The organism is Paenibacillus glucanolyticus NBRC 15330 (assembly GCF_004000885.1).
In the GTDB taxonomy this organism is placed as follows: Bacteria; Bacillota; Bacilli; order Paenibacillales; family Paenibacillaceae; genus Paenibacillus_AQ; species Paenibacillus_AQ glucanolyticus.
This window is the reverse complement of record NZ_BIMC01000027.1, coordinates 43464-59477: the sequence shown is the minus strand read 5'-3', so window position 1 is coordinate 59477 and position 16014 is coordinate 43464. Positions and strand designations below refer to the sequence as shown.

The window sequence follows — 16014 nt, the reverse complement described above, 5'->3', positions numbered from 1 at the left end:
ATTTCTTTATAGGAATAATAATGGTTAGTTTTCCACAGATTAAAGTGGGAAGTGTCACACTCCGCACTTTATTTTTATGTCAATACATAAGGCTCGGTAGCTCAGTCGGTAGAGCAGAGGACTGAAAATCCTCGTGTCGGCGGTTCGATTCCGTCCCGAGCCACCTTTATATCCTGGAGGATTAGCGAAGTGGCCAAACGCAGCAGACTGTAAATCTGTTCTCGTCCGAGTTCGGTGGTTCGAATCCATCATCCTCCACCAGTAATAAGAGCCATTAGCTCAGTTGGTAGAGCACCTGACTTTTAATCAGGGTGTCGAAGGTTCGAGTCCTTCATGGCTCATCCCAAGAGTCGTCAACGTTGTTGACGGCTCTTTTTGTTTTTTCAGAAGATAAGTTTGCTGCAAACCGATCTGCTTCCAATGAATGAATTGTAGTTTGTACAGGGTGATATGCTAAAATAAGAAAAAAACGATAAAGTGGTGGAGTCATCAATGGTGGAGATGGAGCACATCGTTCAGAAGCTGGAGCAGACCCTGGGTACCTCACTCGGTTTAAAAACATTGAACGCGCAAGAAGCGGCATGGCTAAAAGAATCCATGACAGCCTCACAGCGGCATGGCAACCGCATCGGTCATCATAATGTGGAAGAGGCTCTTGGATCCATTTTCCGTGGAGAAAGGGAGACATCACGTAAAGAGCGAACCCAGGCTGGCGCCTACGAATATGAAGCGCTTAACGAGGTTTGGATTCCGGTTAATCCGCAGGACCCTGTCCGGGTGATCGTGGCAGATCGGAATGTTCTGACGGAGTCGGAGATTGGCCTTATAACCCTTTTATTGTCGAGCATTCATGAGACATCTCCAGGGATAGTGTCGAAAAGCAGCGTTAAGGTCGAAGATGAACGGCGCGCTCAGCAGCTGGGTGCATGGTTAAAGGAACGTCTTCAAGCCGGAGAACTGTTAGCTGAATTGCCGGATGAGCTTCTGCTCCGCTCAAGTTTAACAGAGGAAATGGTTCCATTCCTTCTGATTAATGAAAGCGAACACGCGCCGACGCCGAGTTATAAAGCGCTGCAGCGGTTATTAAAAAGTTATTTTGACGGGGACATTATTCTGGTGCCGCTTCTGGATAAAGAATGGATTATACTTGCGAATCAAGAGCTGTTGGATGGAATCACGACAGATGATAAAGAGGATTCCCCAGCCGAAGGCGATCAGGATTTACTGTCTCTGTTCTGTATGGGATTGTACGAGCTGGTTTCAACGGAATGGGTCGGGGATTTCCATATCTCGGCTATACCGGCCGTTAATGCGCTTCATGCTTTGCCACAGACGGTTGGAATGTTGAGGGAGACGATGACAATCGGCCGCACGTTCCAGGTTAAAGAACATATCCATCTATCGACCGGGCTCCACCTGGAGCGTTTGGTATACAGTATCCCTGAGCATCAACGTAATCAGTTTCTGCGGGAGTATGCTGCAGGGCATACCGATTTGTTCGAGGATAGCGAGACGTTGTCTACGCTGGAGTCCTTCTTTGAATTGGACTGTAATGTGAGCGAGACAGCCAAGCATCTGTATATTCACAGGAATACGCTGCTCTATCGTCTGGATAAGATCAAACAGGAGACGGGTCTCGATGTTCGCAGCTTCAGTGATGCGGTATTAGTAAAAATTACGCTTCTATTGTATAAAGTGACGAAAAGGAAATAGGTTTTTTGTGCAGATTGTGTATAGCAAGTCAGGTGCCTATGGGGTAATATAAGATTATAAATTAATTGTATTCGATTTCATAACATTCATATGAGGGGGCAAATGCACATGGCTGGTGTACGCTTAGAGCATATTTACAAAAAGTATGCAGGTGCGGATAAAGCAACTGTAATTGACGTTAATTTGGATATTAAAGATAAAGAATTTTTGGTATTGGTAGGTCCTTCCGGTTGCGGTAAGTCCACGACATTGCGTATGATCGCAGGACTTGAGGAAATTTCTGAGGGTAAACTTTACATTGGCGACCGCGTTGTTAATGATGTAGCACCTAAAGATCGTGACATCGCGATGGTATTCCAATCCTACGCCTTGTATCCACATATGAACGTATATCAAAACATGGCATTTGGTTTGAAGCTCCGCAAAGTGAAGAAAGACGAAATCGATAAACGTGTACGTGAAGCAGCTAAAATCTTGGACATTGGGCATTTGCTCGAGCGTAAGCCAAAAGCTCTCTCCGGTGGTCAGCGTCAGCGTGTTGCCTTGGGACGTGCGATTGTCCGTGATCCACAAGTCTTCTTGATGGATGAGCCGCTTTCCAACTTGGATGCGAAACTCCGCGGTCAGATGCGTGCTGAAATTACGAAGCTGGTTAAGCGTCTTGAAACCACTTGTATTTATGTAACGCATGACCAAACAGAAGCTATGACAATGGGTGACCGTATCGTTGTTATGCAGGACGGTATCATTCAACAAGCGGATTCCCCAGAACAGCTGTACAACAGCCCTAACAACTTGTTCGTTGCTGGTTTCATCGGTTCCCCAACCATGAACTTTATCAACGGTAAATTGTCTGAACAAAACGGAGGCGTGTACTTCACTTCCGAGGGACTGAACGTTCAGGTTCCAGGCGGCAAAGCTCAAATCCTTAAAAACAAATCGATGATCGGTAAAGAAGTCATCATGGGTCTTCGTCCTGAAGATATTCATGAAGAGCCAGTATTCCTGGAAGCTTCCCCGAACACCATCTTCAATGCAAAAGTTGACGTTACAGAGAACCTCGGTCACGAAATGCTCTTGTATCTGAGTGGATTGGGTACTGATACTGTTATCGGCCGTGTAGACGGACGTTCCACTACACGTGAAAGCGATAATGTTAAATTGGCAATCGACATGAACAAAGTTCATATCTTTGATAAAGAGTCCGAATTGAACGTGTTGCTGGGAGACTAATTCTCCGGTATACGGCATTCTCTTGAAAACCGCCCCTCAAGGGGCGGTTTTTTTAGGAGAAAGAGGCATTTATAGTGGTACTTATTTATTCGTTTCTCAGCAGATATAAGCCTATTGTCCCTATCGGAAGGGCAAAGAGAATTGCATTCAGTAGCTTTTTTCGATAAGATAAGCACAAAGCAGGGCATACATAAGTGTTTCGTGCATGCGGAAAAAGCGGCGTTTAGAACGTGGCGACATATGTTGATGACAGATAAAGACGTGGAATTGGAATATTTTTTTGAATAAACATTTTTTGGAAATAACCAGATTATGAAATATATCATCCAAGATGAGTCGTGTAACGGCTGTGTTGTGATGTCAACATACAACGGAAGAAGAGGGGTAAGACCATGGCCAAGAAAGTGAAGGTATCCGAGCTGGTCCAGCAGTTTCAGCTGGAGGTCATCGCAGGCGAGGAAGGCTTGAAACGTCAGATTACAACGGACGATCTGAATCGTCCAGGATTGGAAATGGCGGGCTATTTTGAGTACCATCCGCGTGAGCGTGTACAGCTTATGGGGCGCACGGAGCTAGCTTTCTTCGGGATGCTGAAACCGGAGGAACGTAAAGAACGGATGCGTAGTCTGTGTACGGAGGAAACACCGTGTATCGTGGTTACGCGTTCGCTGGAAGTGCCGGAGGAATTGGTTGAGCTCGGGAATGAGCGAGGTTTGCCTATTCTGCGCAGCAGTATGGCAACTACCATTCTAACGAGCCGATTCACAAGCTTCCTGGAGCGAAAATTAGCACCGACTACAACCATTCATGGTGTATTGTGTGATGTATACGGCGTGGGTATGCTGATTACCGGTTCAAGCGGTATCGGGAAGAGCGAGACAGCGCTCGAACTTGTAAAACGTGGACACCGGTTAATTGCCGATGATGCGGTTGAGATTCGCCAAACCTCGGATTTTCAGCTTCACGGAACGGCGCCGGAGTTGATTCGTCACCTTTTGGAGATTCGCGGAGTCGGTATTATTAACGTAATGACATTATTCGGAGCCGGGGCTGTTCGGAATAACAAGCGGATCACCCTCGTTGTTCGCTTGGAAGCCTGGCAGCAGGATAAGCAGTATGACCGTCTGGGTTTGGATGAAGAGACCACGCGTATTATAGAGACGGATATCCCTCTGGTGACCATTCCCGTTCGTCCAGGACGTAACCTTGCGGTTATTATTGAAGTAGCAGCCATGAACTACAGATTGAAACAAATGGGACTTAATGCTGCACTGCAGTTTACGAACAAGCTGACGGCAACCATCGCTGAAGATATGGACGATTTGGACTAGGACTAGGGAGGTTATAAGTGATGCAAACATTGCTCATCGATCCGGTGGCGTTCTCCATCGGATCGCTGCGTGTTCATTGGTATGGCTTGATTTTGGGGCTTGGGGCACTGGCGGGTCTGCTGCTGGCCATTCGCGAAGGCAAGCGTTTTGGCATTCCGCAGGAATTCTTTATGGACTTGCTCTTGCTCGGCGTTCCTTCTGCCATCATCGGTGCACGCATTTATTATGTTGCTTTTAAGTGGGAAGACTATAAGGATAACTTCCTCGATGTGTTCAAAATATGGAATGGCGGTATTGCGATATTCGGCGCACTTATCGGTGCGATTATTTGCGCGCTGATCTTTGTTCGCAGAAGGGGCTACTCGTTCTGGCGAATTGCCGATATCTGTGCTCCGTCTCTATTGGCCGGCCAAATTATTGGACGCTGGGGGAATTTCGTCAACCAGGAGGCCTATGGCGGTCCTGTAAGCGAAACATTTTTGCGCGGGGAGCTGCATCTGCCTAATTTCATTGTGAATCAGATGAATGTACAAGGCGTATTCCATCATCCTACCTTCTTATATGAATCATTGTGGAATTTGGTTGGTATTGTTGTACTGCTTATTATCCGGAGACAAAAATTCTTGCGTTCCGGCGAACTTTTCATCGGATATTTCATCTGGTATTCCATTGGCCGTTTCTTCATTGAAGCGGTGCGCACGGACAGCTTGGCATTTCAAGGCTCTACCGGCCTTGCCGACTTCATTAACAATACGCTATGGGCACCGATGACCTGGATGGGCTTTGAACTGGGCCATCTGGATCCGGCCTACGGAAACATCCGTATCTCACAGCTGTTGTCTGTCTTGTTTATTATTGCAGGCATCATACTGATTATTGTACGCCGTGTGACAGGTCGAGCGAATGTGCGTTATCTGGATCCGATCGTGTCCACCAAAGCAGGAGTCAGCCCAACCCCGGAGGCGGAGCTGCAAACGAATAAAACAGTGAAATCCCCGGCGGCAACTTCTTCGAAAAATCATAAAGAGACAGTGGAAACAGCGGAACTTGTTGATAAGAGCCCTCTTACCCAAGCTCAGGAGGCGGAGGCCAAGCAAACGCAGGTGGATGAGACTCCGGTTATAAAACCAGATACGGAGGACAAAAAGGAGTAGTTGCAGCATGATTGAAACCGTACTGTTTGATCTGGACGGCACCATTATTGATACGAATGAATTGATCATTTCATCATTTCTGCATGTATTCGAGTCTCAGGCTCCAGGGCCTTTGACCAGAGAGCAGATCATTCCGCATATGGGGACAACGCTTGAACAGCAGCTGCAGGCTTTCTCAGGGGGCGTCGAAGATGTGAGCCCGTTTGTAACAGCCTACCGCTCGTTCAACACGCTTCATCATGATGAGATGGTCAGACCATTCCCGCATGTGAATGAAGTCGTGGAGCGTCTTCATCGACACGGGTTAGCCCTGGGCATCGTAACGACGAAGATCCGTCCCTCCACGATGATGACTTTGGAGAAGTTCGATCTCGAACGCTTCATGTCTGCGATTGTTACGGTGAATGATGTAGAACACCCCAAACCGCATCCCGAACCCGTTCTGACAGCGATAGAGCGGCTGGGTGCGAACCCGGAGACAACGTTGATGATCGGTGACAGTCCAGTCGATATTCAGTCTGCGAAGGCGGCAGGCGTTAAGGCTGCCGCAGTAGCCTGGTCCCTGAAGGGTGAGCTGAAGCTGAAGGAGTATGGTCCGGATTTTATTTTGAGGGATATGAGAGATCTGTACGATATCGCAGGACTTCCAGAGGAATAGGAGTTTTGGCAGCATGGCCAGAAAGATTACCCGTTATCCTGTAGAAGGGCCGAACGCGCTGTGGCAAATCTACCGTACCGTTAGCCCTTTTAAGGGCGTGAAGAACTTCATCTTTATCCAGCTGGCGCGCTATTGCCCCATCCTGCCCATGAAGAACTGGATATACCGCCATATGCTCGGGATGAAGGTAGGTCCGCATGCTGCGTTTGGACTGATGGTCATGGTGGATGTGTTTTTTCCTGAGAAAATAACCATCGGTGAGAATTCGGTGATCGGCTACAATACAACCATTCTTGCACATGAGTATTTAATCAAGGAATATCGCCTAGGAGAGGTATGGATTGGGGAGAACGTACTGATCGGCGCGAACACAACGATATTGCCTGGTGTAACCATTGGGGATGGAGCGGTTGTTGCTGCAGGATCTGTTGTACATAAGGATGTGGCACCAGGTGTCTTTGTAGGCGGGAATCCATTGCGAGAGCTGAAGAGGACATCGACGGAAAGTGAGTCAATTTGAGGTAATATGACATGTCAGGTTCTCAAGCTGTCGGATTTATTGTAAAATGAGATGAGGATGACATGACAGAAAGCGAACTATAGTCCCCTGGGTAATGGCCTTGAGGGACTTTTTTGCCCGCCGCCTTATACATGGACTCTATGAAAAAGCTGAAATAAAAGGAGGCGACGCCTGACATGAGTGCTACGCTGAACAAAAAGGAAAGGCTGCCGCAACTCGATATCTATCGTGCGATGGCTATTCTGGGCGTGCTTCACGTACATGCGACTTCATTTGCAACGGTGGATGCAATCGATTCGCGGTTCTATTATATTATTAATTTTTTGAATATCTTCTTTAAATACGGCACACCTTCGTTTATATTTCTGAGCAGTTTTGTGTTGTTCTATAACTATGCAGACCGTCCATTGACCAAGGATTTGATCAAGAACTTCTACAAACGGCGGCTTTTGTATATTCTGCTGCCTTATGTGCTGTTCTCTATCCTCTACTTCTTTGTTCGGATGTATCAGAATGGACTGCTGAACAGTTCGTTTGATCTATGGGCACAAATGCCGCTTTTCTTTGAGCGTCTGATTCGCGGACAGAACTATACGCACTTATATTTTGTATTCATCAGTTTGCAGTTCTACATTCTGTTCCCGATCTTCCTCAAGCTGTTCAAATCGTCCCAGTTTCTGGTGCGGTGGGCGGTTCCGATCGGATTCCTGCTCCAATGGGGCTTCATCTTATGGAATAAGTATGAACTGCAATATACGTTTAAAGGCAGCTTGGCTATCTCTTATCTAGCCTATTACATGCTGGGCGCGTACTTGGCGATGAATTACGATAAATTCAAGGGCTGGTTAACGTCCTCATGGAAGAAGCAGACTTCGGGTCAAAGGGCAGGCACGGTCGTGTTGTGGGCCGGATGGATCGCGGTGGCACTGGCTCATGTGCAAATCTGGTACAATCAGCGATTGCACGGTGCCAAATACGATTCCCTGTTGTACGAGCTCCTGTGGAATCTGCATACCGTCTTCTCTGCGATTGTGCTGATGCAACTGGCAAGCTGGCTGTACAATAGCGGTTGGAAACTCATCGTTAAGGTCCTGACACGGATTGGCGAGCTATCGTTCGCGATATATCTGGTGCATCCATTGTGGCTGTTCTTGTATCGGGAATACGATCTGAAGCTGAACCCGGTAACCGATGATTATCTCATTTGGGTATATGGCGGTATGGTAACCGCGCTGATTGTCAGTGCGCTTGTGGTGCAAACCATGTTCCGGTGGATCCCGGGCTCCTGGATGCTGCTTGGCAGCGTGCCGCGTTCGTTAAAACCATCATCCAAAGCACCCAAGACGCCGTCGCAAAAAAAGGATACCGTTACAGGCGACAGCAAGAAGTCGGTTGATCTGTAATTGTAATATCTGTAATCATAGCAGGCATAATTTCATCTCATACCAACGATCATGAACCAAGCCGTCCGGCAATCGGGCGGCTTTTTGTATGGGTGCGCATAAGGCATGGCTGGGGATGATCACCAGCCAAGCCAGCCACTGCTGCTCGTTCTTGTGTTACAATTATACCCAGAAGTGAAGCTGGCCCTGGGGCGGCTAATGTCGTTAGAAACAGAGAACGATACATAGATGTACGCATTTCCCATGCATTGACGATCGGGATCTATTCATGGTAATATAGCCAATATCCTTTAATTTATTAGCAAGGTAACACTTTACCATATTAAAGACTTTTTCTGATTTGAGGTGAAGCTTCATGTCTAAACCAAAAGGCTTCGAGAAACCGGCAGGTGTTCGTGATTATCTACCCCATGCAGTCACCAAGCTGCGCCGGATTGAACGTGAAGTGCTTGCGTGCATGGACCGCTGGGGATACCGGCAGATCATGACACCAACAATGGAATATTACGATACAGTAGGCGTAGCAAGCTCTACGTCGGACCAGAAACTGTTTAAATTACTTAATAAACGTGGAACAACAATGGTGCTTCGATCTGATCTTACGGCTCCGATAGCGCGGGTCATGTCATCACTGCTGAAAGATGAGCCGCTTCCGGTGCGTTTGTCTTACCATGCCAATGTGTTTCGCGCGATTGAAGAGGAAGCGGGACGGGAAGCGGAATTCTTCCAGACGGGTGTTGAGCTTGTAGGCGATGATTCCCCTGAGGCGGATGCCGAAGTGATTGCATTGGCCATTGAATCGCTCAAGGCGGCAGGCGTCGAGAGATTTAAGATTGCGATGGGACATATGGGTTATCTTAATGGTCTGCTCCAGCAGGTGCTTCCTGAGCGGGCTGAAGATCAAGAAAGTTTAAAGGAGGATCTGCTGAATCGGGATTACGTCGGATACCGGAATACCATCGCCAGCCTGCAACTGGCCCCAAGACAGCAAGAACAGTTAGAAGGAATTCTAAGATTGCGCGGTGGCCGGGAGATTGCCGGTCAAGCTCTTGAGATTAGCAGCAATGACCTCGCCAGGGCTTCTATTGAGCATCTATGCAAGGTATGGGAGGTGCTGGAGGCATACGATGTCTCCAGGCATGTTCTGTTTGATCTCACCATGCTCGGGGACTTCTCCTATTACACAGGGATGACGTTCGAGGGCTATGCGGCGGAATTAGGCTCCCCTGTGGCAAGCGGTGGTCGTTATGACAAGCTGCTCCAGCAGTTTGGCCGTGCGGTTCCGGCAACAGGTTTTGCCATCAAGACCAACCGTATATTGGATGGAGTACAGGGTTCCGAGATTGTGGAAGACCTTCCTGTTCTCATTCGTTACACGGCTTCCTATCGGAAGAAAGGATTAGCTAAGGCGGCTGATCTTCGCGCACAGGGTCATACGGTTATAACTTCAATTATTCCGGATCATGCAAACGGTGGAGACGAAGGGGCTCCTGTCATATCCGGGAGTTTGCTCCATAGAGGATACCGGGAGATTATCACACTTCAATAGAACGTGGACGTGATTCATCTTTTATATAAGTTAAGGTTAGGAGGATTTGAACGTGGCGGAAACGTTGAAAGTAGCGATGCCCAAAGGGCGTATATATAAAAAAGCATCCGCGCTGTTCCGTTCGGCCGGACTACCGATTCCCCTCGATGTGGATGAAACGCGAAAGCTGGTCATTTCCTTGCCGGAGGCAGGAATGGAATTTATTCTGGCGAAGCCGGTGGATGTGCCGACTTATGTGGAATACGGTGTCGCCGATATCGGTATCGTGGGCAAGGATGTGCTGATGGAGGAGAACAAAGACGTTTATGAGCTGCTCGATCTCGGAATCGCGCGGTGCAGGATGTCGGTTATTGGCTTGCCAGATTGGAAGCCGGGCATCACTCAGCGGGTGGCAACCAAATATCCGAATGTGGCATCACAGTATTTCCGTGAGCAGGGTCAGCAGGTCGAGGTGGTTAAGCTGAATGGTTCCATTGAGCTTGCACCGCTCATCGGCTTGGCAGATCGTATCGTCGATATGGTCGAGACGGGCCAGACACTCAAGGAGAACGGACTGGTGGAGATGACCAGCATTTTTGAAATTACGAGTCGTCTCATTGCCAATCGTGTGAGCTATCGGATGAAGAATGATGAAATTCAGGCATTGTGCGATCGGCTGCACAAGGCCATCATGTCTGAGGGAGCTCATGTTTCACGGTAGGGACCATGCAGCGGGATAGGGGGAGATTAAGGTGAAGGTTGTATCAGCACAGGATTTTAAGCTGAAGCGGGAGACCGATTATGGCACACCGGAGCAGAACGAAGTCGTTAAGGCGATTGTGCGGGATATTCGAACGGAAGGGGATGCTGCCTTGCTGCGGCATACTGAGCAATTGGACAGCGTCCATCTGACTGCGGACCACCTTCGCGTAACGGAGGAAGAGCTCGAGGCGGCTTACGGTCATGTGGAGCCTTCGTTCGTGAAGGCGATTCAGGCAGCAGCGGATAACATTCGTAGATTTCATGTGAAGCAGAAACGAAATTCCTGGATGGATTTTCAAGCCGATGGCAGCATACTGGGACAGATCATTCGTCCGTTGCAGCGTGTGGGTGTATATGTACCTGGCGGAAAAGCGGCATATCCCTCATCGGTCCTGATGAATGTCATCCCTGCCCAAGTGGCTGGAGTTCCCGAGATTGTCATGGTGACGCCACCGGCGACCGGCGGTCAGGATGGAATCAACCCTTATATCCTGGTGGCTGCTGCGGAGGCTGGCGTTACGGAAATCTACCGCGTAGGAGGAGCACAAGCGATAGCTGCGCTGGCTTATGGAACGGAGACCATCTCTCCTGTCGATAAAATTTGCGGACCTGGCAACATTTACGTGGCGCTGGCCAAGCGTGAAGTGTACGGTGCGGTCAATATTGACAGCCTGGCCGGTCCGAGCGAGATTGCGGTATTGGCCGACGACAGTGCGGATGCTTCCTATATAGCGGCGGATTTGCTCTCCCAGGCGGAGCATGATGAGATGGCTTCCGCTATTCTGGTGACACCTTCCCGCAAGCTGGGTGAAGCCGTTGCCGCTGAAGTGCAGCGACAGCTCGAGCTGCTGCCGCGACGTGATATTGCCCGTGCTTCCGTGGACAGTTACGGCGCGGTGATCATAACCGAGTCCCTGAGGGAAGGAATCGAAGTCATTAACCGGCTGGCGCCGGAGCATCTGGAGATTGTGACGGAGGAGCCGATGGCGATCGTGGGCCAGATTGAGAATGCGGGAGCTATCTTCTTAGGACCATACAGCTCCGAGCCGGTGGGCGATTATTTTGCGGGACCGAATCATATCATTCCGACAAATGGTACGGCACGGTTTGCATCTCCGGTCGATCTGGACGATTTTATTAAAAAATCCAGCTTGATCTACTACAGCAAAGAAGCCTTGCTGCGTGACGGTGAGCAGATTATGGAGCTGGCCCGCCGCGAAGGATTTGAGGGTCATGCCCGGGCGATCGGGATTCGGCTTGATCATGAACGATAAACAGCAGAGAAGAACAAAAGTCATCCATTTAGTATGGATATCCGTATAGAGGAGGCAATCAATCGTGAGAAGTTTGGATGCAGCAGCAAGATCAGCCGGCGTGAGCCGCAAAACCAATGAGACCGACATTACCCTGGATTTCAATGTAGACGGCACCGGGATCTCCGAATTGGAAACCGATGTACCGTTCCTGAATCATATGCTGGATTTGTTTACGAAGCATGGTCACTTTGATCTTCGCGTGAAGGCAAAAGGGGATATCGAGATTGATGATCACCACACGGTGGAGGATATCGGGATTTGCCTGGGGCAGACGTTCCGCGAGGCGTTGGGCGATAAAAAAGGGATTAAGCGGTACGCCAGCGTGTTTGTACCGATGGATGAGGCGCTTGCTCAAGTCATCGTGGATATCAGCAACCGTCCGCATTTTGAGTATCGGGCCGAGTATCCTTCGCAGCAGGTCGGTTCCTTCCATACCGAGCTCGTGCATGAATTTCTGTGGAAATTGGCGCTGGAATCCCGGATCACGCTGCATGTCATCGTTCATTACGGACACAATACACACCATATGATTGAAGCGGTGTTTAAGGCACTGGGCCGTGCATTGGATGAGGCGACCAGCGTGGATCCGCGGGTGACCGGCGTGCCCTCCACGAAGGGAGTGCTCTAATCGATGGCGATTGCAATCGTGGATTACGGCATGGGCAACCTGCACAGCGTTGGCAAAGCGGTGGAGCGGCTTGGGTATAAGCCGCTTGTCACCGGGGAGCGAGAGGAGATTCTGGCGGCGGATGGCATCATTCTGCCCGGGGTCGGCGCGTTCGGTGATGCCATGGAGCAGCTGCGCCAAACCTCGCTGGATACGGTCATGAAGGAAGTTGCGGAATCGGGGAAGCCGCTGCTGGGGATTTGCCTCGGCATGCAGCTCCTGTTTAGCCGGAGCGAAGAGCACGGGAATCATGAAGGGCTGAATATTTTGCCCGGATCTGTTGTGCGGTTTGTGGGTGGCGACTATAAAGTGCCGCATATGGGCTGGAATTCATTGCAGTTCGAGAAGCGGGAGCATCCGCTGTTTGCAGGGCTTGAGGAAGGTCATGTGTATTTTGTCCACTCGTATCATGTTCTTCCTGAGGTTCAGACCGATTTGCTGGCGGCTACCGATTATGGCCAACCAGTGACGGCCATCGTAGGCCGGGGTTCTGTGTACGGCATGCAGTTTCACCCGGAGAAGAGCGGGGAGCTCGGCATGAGTTTGCTTCGTAATTTCTTGGCTTTAACGACGTAAGGCTACCAAATAGACCAAAGGAAAGTGGGAATGGGGATGTCCTCTTTTATCATATATCCGGCAATCGATATTCGCGGAGGTAAGTGCGTCAGGCTCGTTCAGGGCGATTATAATCAAGAAACGGTATACAATGACAATCCGCTAGAGGTGGCAAAATCGTGGGAGGAGCAGGGCGGCCGATTCATTCATCTGGTGGATTTGGACGGAGCGAAGGCGGGTCAACCGATCAATCACGATATCATTGGGAGAATCGCGGCAAGTGTCCAGGTTCCGGTTCAAGTAGGAGGAGGCCTTCGCACGCTGGCGGATGTGGAGCGGCTGCTCACACTAGGCGTAAGCCGGGTCATTATCGGTACAGCTGCCATCGAGGATCGCGTCTTTACGGAAGAGGTGCTGGGCAAGTACGGTGATAAGGTGGCTATCGGAATCGATGCCCGTAACGGATATGTCGCAACACGTGGCTGGCTGGAAACATCCGAGGTGCAGGCCGAGGTGCTGGCAAAAGAACTGGCATCCAAAGGGGCGGAAACCTTCATCTTTACGGACATTTCGCGTGACGGCATGATGCAGGGACCTAATGTGGAAGCGATTGTCTCGCTTGCGAAAGCCAGCGGCCGTTCGGTCATCGCTTCGGGCGGCGTGACGAAGCTGGACGATCTGCTGGCGCTCAGCGCGCACAGCGGCGACGGTGTAGGCGGAGCCATTGTAGGCAAAGCGCTGTATACAGGCAGCATCGATCTGTATGAGGCTGTTACACGAATCGGTTAATGCTGGAATCGGGCATGTTCGGATTAACGATAAATTGAGTTCATATAGGGGAAGAGGGGAACGGCATGCTGGCAAAACGGATCATTCCTTGCCTGGACGTGAAAGACGGCCGGGTGGTGAAGGGTGTTAATTTTGTAAATCTCCGCGATGCGGGCGATCCGGTTGAATTGGCGGCGCTCTATGACCGTGAAGGCGCAGACGAGCTTGTCTTTCTGGATATTTCGGCATCGGTAGAGGGCCGGGCAACGATGGAGGAAGTTGTTCGCCGAACGGCCGGAGAAATCGCCATACCTTTTACCGTTGGGGGAGGCATTTCGTCTGTCGAGGACATGAAGCGGATTCTGCGGGCAGGCGCGGATAAAATCGGGGTAAATACGGCAGCGGTAAGACAGCCGGAGCTCATCTCGGCCGGAGCGCGCAAATTCGGCTCCCAATGCATCGTTGTGGCGATTGATGCCAAGTACAACGAAACGTGGGAAGAATGGGAAGTATACACGCATGGCGGACGTACGCCTACCGGCATTAAAGCGCTGGACTGGGTGAAGCAGGCGGAGAGTTTAGGTGCGGGCGAGATTTTGTTAACCAGTATGGATGCCGATGGCACTAAGGACGGGTTCGATCTGGCGCTGACGTCGGCTGTATCCTCGGCGGTAGGGATCCCGGTCATCGCTTCCGGCGGCGCTGGGCGTGAGGATCACTTCTATGATGTGTTCACAACAGGCAAAGCGGATGCGGGTCTGGCGGCAACGATATTCCACTATAAAGAAATCTCGATCCCTCATCTGAAGTTGCATCTTAGTCAAAAAGGAGTGGAGATACGGTGAGCGACGATATGTTGAAAGATTTATCTCTGGAGCAGGTCAGCGAGCATATTCGATGGGACGGGGCAGGCCTGGTACCGACGATCGTACAGGATGCACAGAGCAAGGAGGTGCTGATGATGGCTTATATGAACCGGGAATCGCTGCGATTAACGCTGGAAAGCGGCGAGACTTGGTTCTGGAGCCGTTCGCGTGAGGAGTTGTGGCATAAAGGGGCCACCTCCGGGAACGTGCAGACGGTGGTTTCCATGACGTATGACTGTGATGGGGACACCCTCTTGGTGAAGGTGAATCCGAACGGACCGGCCTGCCATACCGGTCAAACGACCTGCTTCCATAATGAGATTACCGTTCCGGGTCAACAGAGTGAGCCTGCCAATCAGGGTACCGCGGCGGAATCTGGGGAGCGCTTTGCCGTTCTTGCCGAGCTGGAAGAGGTCATTGCCCAGCGTGAGATCGAGCGTCCGGAAGGCGCTTATACGACCTATTTGTTTGATAAAGGCGTTGATAAGATCCTCAAGAAGGTGGGCGAAGAGGCCTCGGAAACGATCATCGCTGCCAAAAATAAAGACAATGCCGAGCTTAAACTTGAAATCAGCGATCTGATCTACCACCTGCTGGTGCTCCTGCAGGAACGGAAGCTGCCGCTGGATGAGATCATGGATGAGCTGAGCCGCCGCCATGAACGGCCGCGCCGCGATTAGGAGGAGAGCTGCCCATGCATATAGATTACCATACCCACCATGCCCGCTGCGGACATGCTGAAGGCCAACTGGAGGAGTATGTGCGGCGCGCTGTTGAGCTTGGGATGGATCAACTGGGTTTGTCGGATCACATGCCCTTAATCCACGTCAATCCAGAGGACTATTACCCTGAAATGGCGATGCCGATGGACGAGCTGCCGCGTTACGTGGAGGAATGCTTGCTGTTAAAGGATCGTTACAGGGGACAGATCGACATTCGGATCGGACTTGAAGGCGATTATATCGAGGGATATGAAGAACAAATCGAGCGAATCGTGAGGGACTATCCCTGGGATTATGTGATAGGCTCCGTACACTTTCTGGGAGAATGGGACATCACGGATTATCGCCAGACCCACGGCTGGGATGGCAAGGATCCGCTTGAGGTCTACGGTCAATATTATGATGCGGTACAGAAAGCCGCCGCAACCGGATTCTATGATATCATGGGCCATCTGGACGTGATTAAACGATTCGGATATGGACCAGGTCCCGATCAGAAGCTGGACGTGATCGCTCTGGAACAAGCAGCGCTTGCTGCCGTAGCTCACAGCGGGACTGCCATGGAGCTGAATGCTTCCGGATTATCGAAGGCATGCGAGGAAATGTTCCCAAGCCGCCGCATGCTGGAGGAAGCGGTCCGACTCGGTATCCCGTTGACTTTAGGGTCGGATGCCCATCAGCCGAAGAAGCTCGGTGAACATCTGGATCAGGCACGGGCACTGTTATCCGAGCTGGGTGTTCGGGAAATCGCAACCTTCCGTAACCGGAAGCGGGAGATGGCGCTTTTGAATGTGGGAGAAAACAATGTATAATAAAGA

16 protein-coding genes and 3 tRNA genes are annotated in these 16014 nt (G+C 50.4%); all 19 read left to right on the top strand.

What is annotated here, in order from left to right; translation table 11 throughout:
• Positions 1 to 90: 90 nt before the first annotated feature.
• The 19 genes from PGL02S_RS25805 (at position 91) to hisJ (ending at position 16008) form a co-directional block, all read left to right on the top strand.
• A tRNA-Phe gene (locus PGL02S_RS25805) sits at positions 91 to 163 on the top strand.
• 12 nt (positions 164 to 175) lie between these two features.
• A tRNA-Tyr gene (locus PGL02S_RS25800) sits at positions 176 to 261 on the top strand.
• A gap of 7 nt (positions 262 to 268) precedes the next feature.
• A tRNA-Lys gene (locus tag PGL02S_RS25795) sits at positions 269 to 341 on the top strand.
• Positions 342 to 492: 151 nt separating this feature from the next.
• Positions 493 to 1713 carry a PucR family transcriptional regulator gene (locus PGL02S_RS25790; protein WP_036644180.1) on the top strand — a complete coding sequence of 407 codons (1221 nt, stop codon included), beginning with the start codon at positions 493 to 495 and terminating at the stop codon, positions 1711 to 1713.
• Between the two features lie 108 nt (positions 1714 to 1821).
• On the top strand, positions 1822 to 2946 hold the full coding sequence (locus tag PGL02S_RS25785) for an ABC transporter ATP-binding protein (RefSeq protein ID WP_036644181.1): 1125 nt from the start codon (positions 1822 to 1824) through the stop codon (positions 2944 to 2946).
• A 392-nt stretch (positions 2947 to 3338) separates the two neighbouring features.
• Positions 3339 to 4277, top strand: coding sequence for an HPr(Ser) kinase/phosphatase (gene hprK / locus PGL02S_RS25780; RefSeq protein ID WP_006207515.1), 939 nt, complete (start codon positions 3339 to 3341; stop codon positions 4275 to 4277).
• A gap of 20 nt (positions 4278 to 4297) precedes the next feature.
• Positions 4298 to 5431 carry a prolipoprotein diacylglyceryl transferase gene (lgt, locus tag PGL02S_RS25775; protein ID WP_036644183.1) on the top strand — a complete coding sequence of 378 codons (1134 nt, stop codon included), beginning with the start codon at positions 4298 to 4300 and terminating at the stop codon, positions 5429 to 5431.
• Positions 5432 to 5438: 7 nt separating this feature from the next.
• Positions 5439 to 6089 carry a pyrophosphatase PpaX gene (gene ppaX, locus PGL02S_RS25770; RefSeq protein WP_036644184.1) on the top strand — a complete coding sequence of 217 codons (651 nt, stop codon included), beginning with the start codon at positions 5439 to 5441 and terminating at the stop codon, positions 6087 to 6089.
• 13 nt (positions 6090 to 6102) lie between these two features.
• Complete coding sequence (locus tag PGL02S_RS25765) at positions 6103 to 6609, top strand: acyltransferase (RefSeq protein WP_036644187.1); 507 nt, start codon at positions 6103 to 6105, stop codon at positions 6607 to 6609.
• Between the two features lie 176 nt (positions 6610 to 6785).
• Positions 6786 to 8012, top strand: a complete 1227-nt coding sequence (locus PGL02S_RS25760) for an acyltransferase (RefSeq protein ID WP_036644189.1) — start codon at positions 6786 to 6788, stop codon at positions 8010 to 8012.
• A gap of 355 nt (positions 8013 to 8367) precedes the next feature.
• Entirely contained in the window at positions 8368 to 9561 is a 1194-nt protein-coding gene (locus tag PGL02S_RS25755) for an ATP phosphoribosyltransferase regulatory subunit (protein WP_036644190.1), read from the top strand.
• Positions 9562 to 9613: 52 nt separating this feature from the next.
• The gene (gene hisG / locus PGL02S_RS25750; RefSeq protein WP_006207521.1) at positions 9614 to 10261 is read left to right on the top strand and encodes an ATP phosphoribosyltransferase; all 648 of its coding nucleotides are present in this window, start codon (positions 9614 to 9616) and stop codon (positions 10259 to 10261) included.
• 31 nt (positions 10262 to 10292) lie between these two features.
• The gene (gene hisD / locus PGL02S_RS25745; RefSeq protein WP_036644192.1) at positions 10293 to 11576 is read left to right on the top strand and encodes a histidinol dehydrogenase; all 1284 of its coding nucleotides are present in this window, start codon (positions 10293 to 10295) and stop codon (positions 11574 to 11576) included.
• Between the two features lie 64 nt (positions 11577 to 11640).
• A complete protein-coding gene (gene hisB, locus PGL02S_RS25740) occupies positions 11641 to 12246 on the top strand; it encodes an imidazoleglycerol-phosphate dehydratase HisB (RefSeq protein ID WP_036644195.1) in 606 nt (201 codons plus the stop codon).
• 3 nt (positions 12247 to 12249) lie between these two features.
• Entirely contained in the window at positions 12250 to 12861 is a 612-nt protein-coding gene (gene hisH, locus PGL02S_RS25735) for an imidazole glycerol phosphate synthase subunit HisH (protein WP_036644197.1), read from the top strand.
• Between the two features lie 36 nt (positions 12862 to 12897).
• Entirely contained in the window at positions 12898 to 13629 is a 732-nt protein-coding gene (hisA, locus tag PGL02S_RS25730; protein ID WP_006207524.1) for a 1-(5-phosphoribosyl)-5-[(5-phosphoribosylamino)methylideneamino]imidazole-4-carboxamide isomerase, read from the top strand.
• Positions 13630 to 13694: 65 nt separating this feature from the next.
• The gene (gene hisF, locus PGL02S_RS25725) at positions 13695 to 14453 is read left to right on the top strand and encodes an imidazole glycerol phosphate synthase subunit HisF (RefSeq protein ID WP_036644201.1); all 759 of its coding nucleotides are present in this window, start codon (positions 13695 to 13697) and stop codon (positions 14451 to 14453) included.
• A complete protein-coding gene (hisIE, locus tag PGL02S_RS25720; RefSeq protein ID WP_036644203.1) occupies positions 14450 to 15154 on the top strand; it encodes a bifunctional phosphoribosyl-AMP cyclohydrolase/phosphoribosyl-ATP diphosphatase HisIE in 705 nt (234 codons plus the stop codon). Before hisF ends, hisIE begins: the two co-directional genes overlap by 4 nt.
• Positions 15155 to 15168: 14 nt before the next feature.
• Positions 15169 to 16008: a histidinol-phosphatase HisJ gene (gene hisJ / locus PGL02S_RS25715; RefSeq protein WP_036644205.1), complete on the top strand. Its 840-nt coding sequence runs from the start codon at positions 15169 to 15171 to the stop codon at positions 16006 to 16008.
• The last annotated feature ends 6 nt before the right edge of the window (positions 16009 to 16014 follow it).

What these genes read in the sequence shown, in the direction of transcription:
- PGL02S_RS25790 (WP_036644180.1), top strand. Translation starts at nt 493, where the DNA reads ATGGTGGAGATGGAGCACATCGTTCAGAAGCTGGAGCAGACCCTGGGT.
- PGL02S_RS25785 (WP_036644181.1), top strand. Translation starts at nt 1,822, where the DNA reads ATGGCTGGTGTACGCTTAGAGCATATTTACAAAAAGTATGCAGGTGCG.
- hprK (WP_006207515.1), top strand. Translation starts at nt 3,339, where the DNA reads ATGGCCAAGAAAGTGAAGGTATCCGAGCTGGTCCAGCAGTTTCAGCTG.
- lgt (WP_036644183.1), top strand. Translation starts at nt 4,298, where the DNA reads ATGCAAACATTGCTCATCGATCCGGTGGCGTTCTCCATCGGATCGCTG.
- ppaX (WP_036644184.1), top strand. Translation starts at nt 5,439, where the DNA reads ATGATTGAAACCGTACTGTTTGATCTGGACGGCACCATTATTGATACG.
- PGL02S_RS25765 (WP_036644187.1), top strand. Translation starts at nt 6,103, where the DNA reads ATGGCCAGAAAGATTACCCGTTATCCTGTAGAAGGGCCGAACGCGCTG.
- PGL02S_RS25760 (WP_036644189.1), top strand. Translation starts at nt 6,786, where the DNA reads ATGAGTGCTACGCTGAACAAAAAGGAAAGGCTGCCGCAACTCGATATC.
- PGL02S_RS25755 (WP_036644190.1), top strand. Translation starts at nt 8,368, where the DNA reads ATGTCTAAACCAAAAGGCTTCGAGAAACCGGCAGGTGTTCGTGATTAT.
- hisH (WP_036644197.1), top strand. Translation starts at nt 12,250, where the DNA reads ATGGCGATTGCAATCGTGGATTACGGCATGGGCAACCTGCACAGCGTT.
- hisA (WP_006207524.1), top strand. Translation starts at nt 12,898, where the DNA reads ATGTCCTCTTTTATCATATATCCGGCAATCGATATTCGCGGAGGTAAG.
- hisF (WP_036644201.1), top strand. Translation starts at nt 13,695, where the DNA reads ATGCTGGCAAAACGGATCATTCCTTGCCTGGACGTGAAAGACGGCCGG.
- hisJ (WP_036644205.1), top strand. Translation starts at nt 15,169, where the DNA reads ATGCATATAGATTACCATACCCACCATGCCCGCTGCGGACATGCTGAA.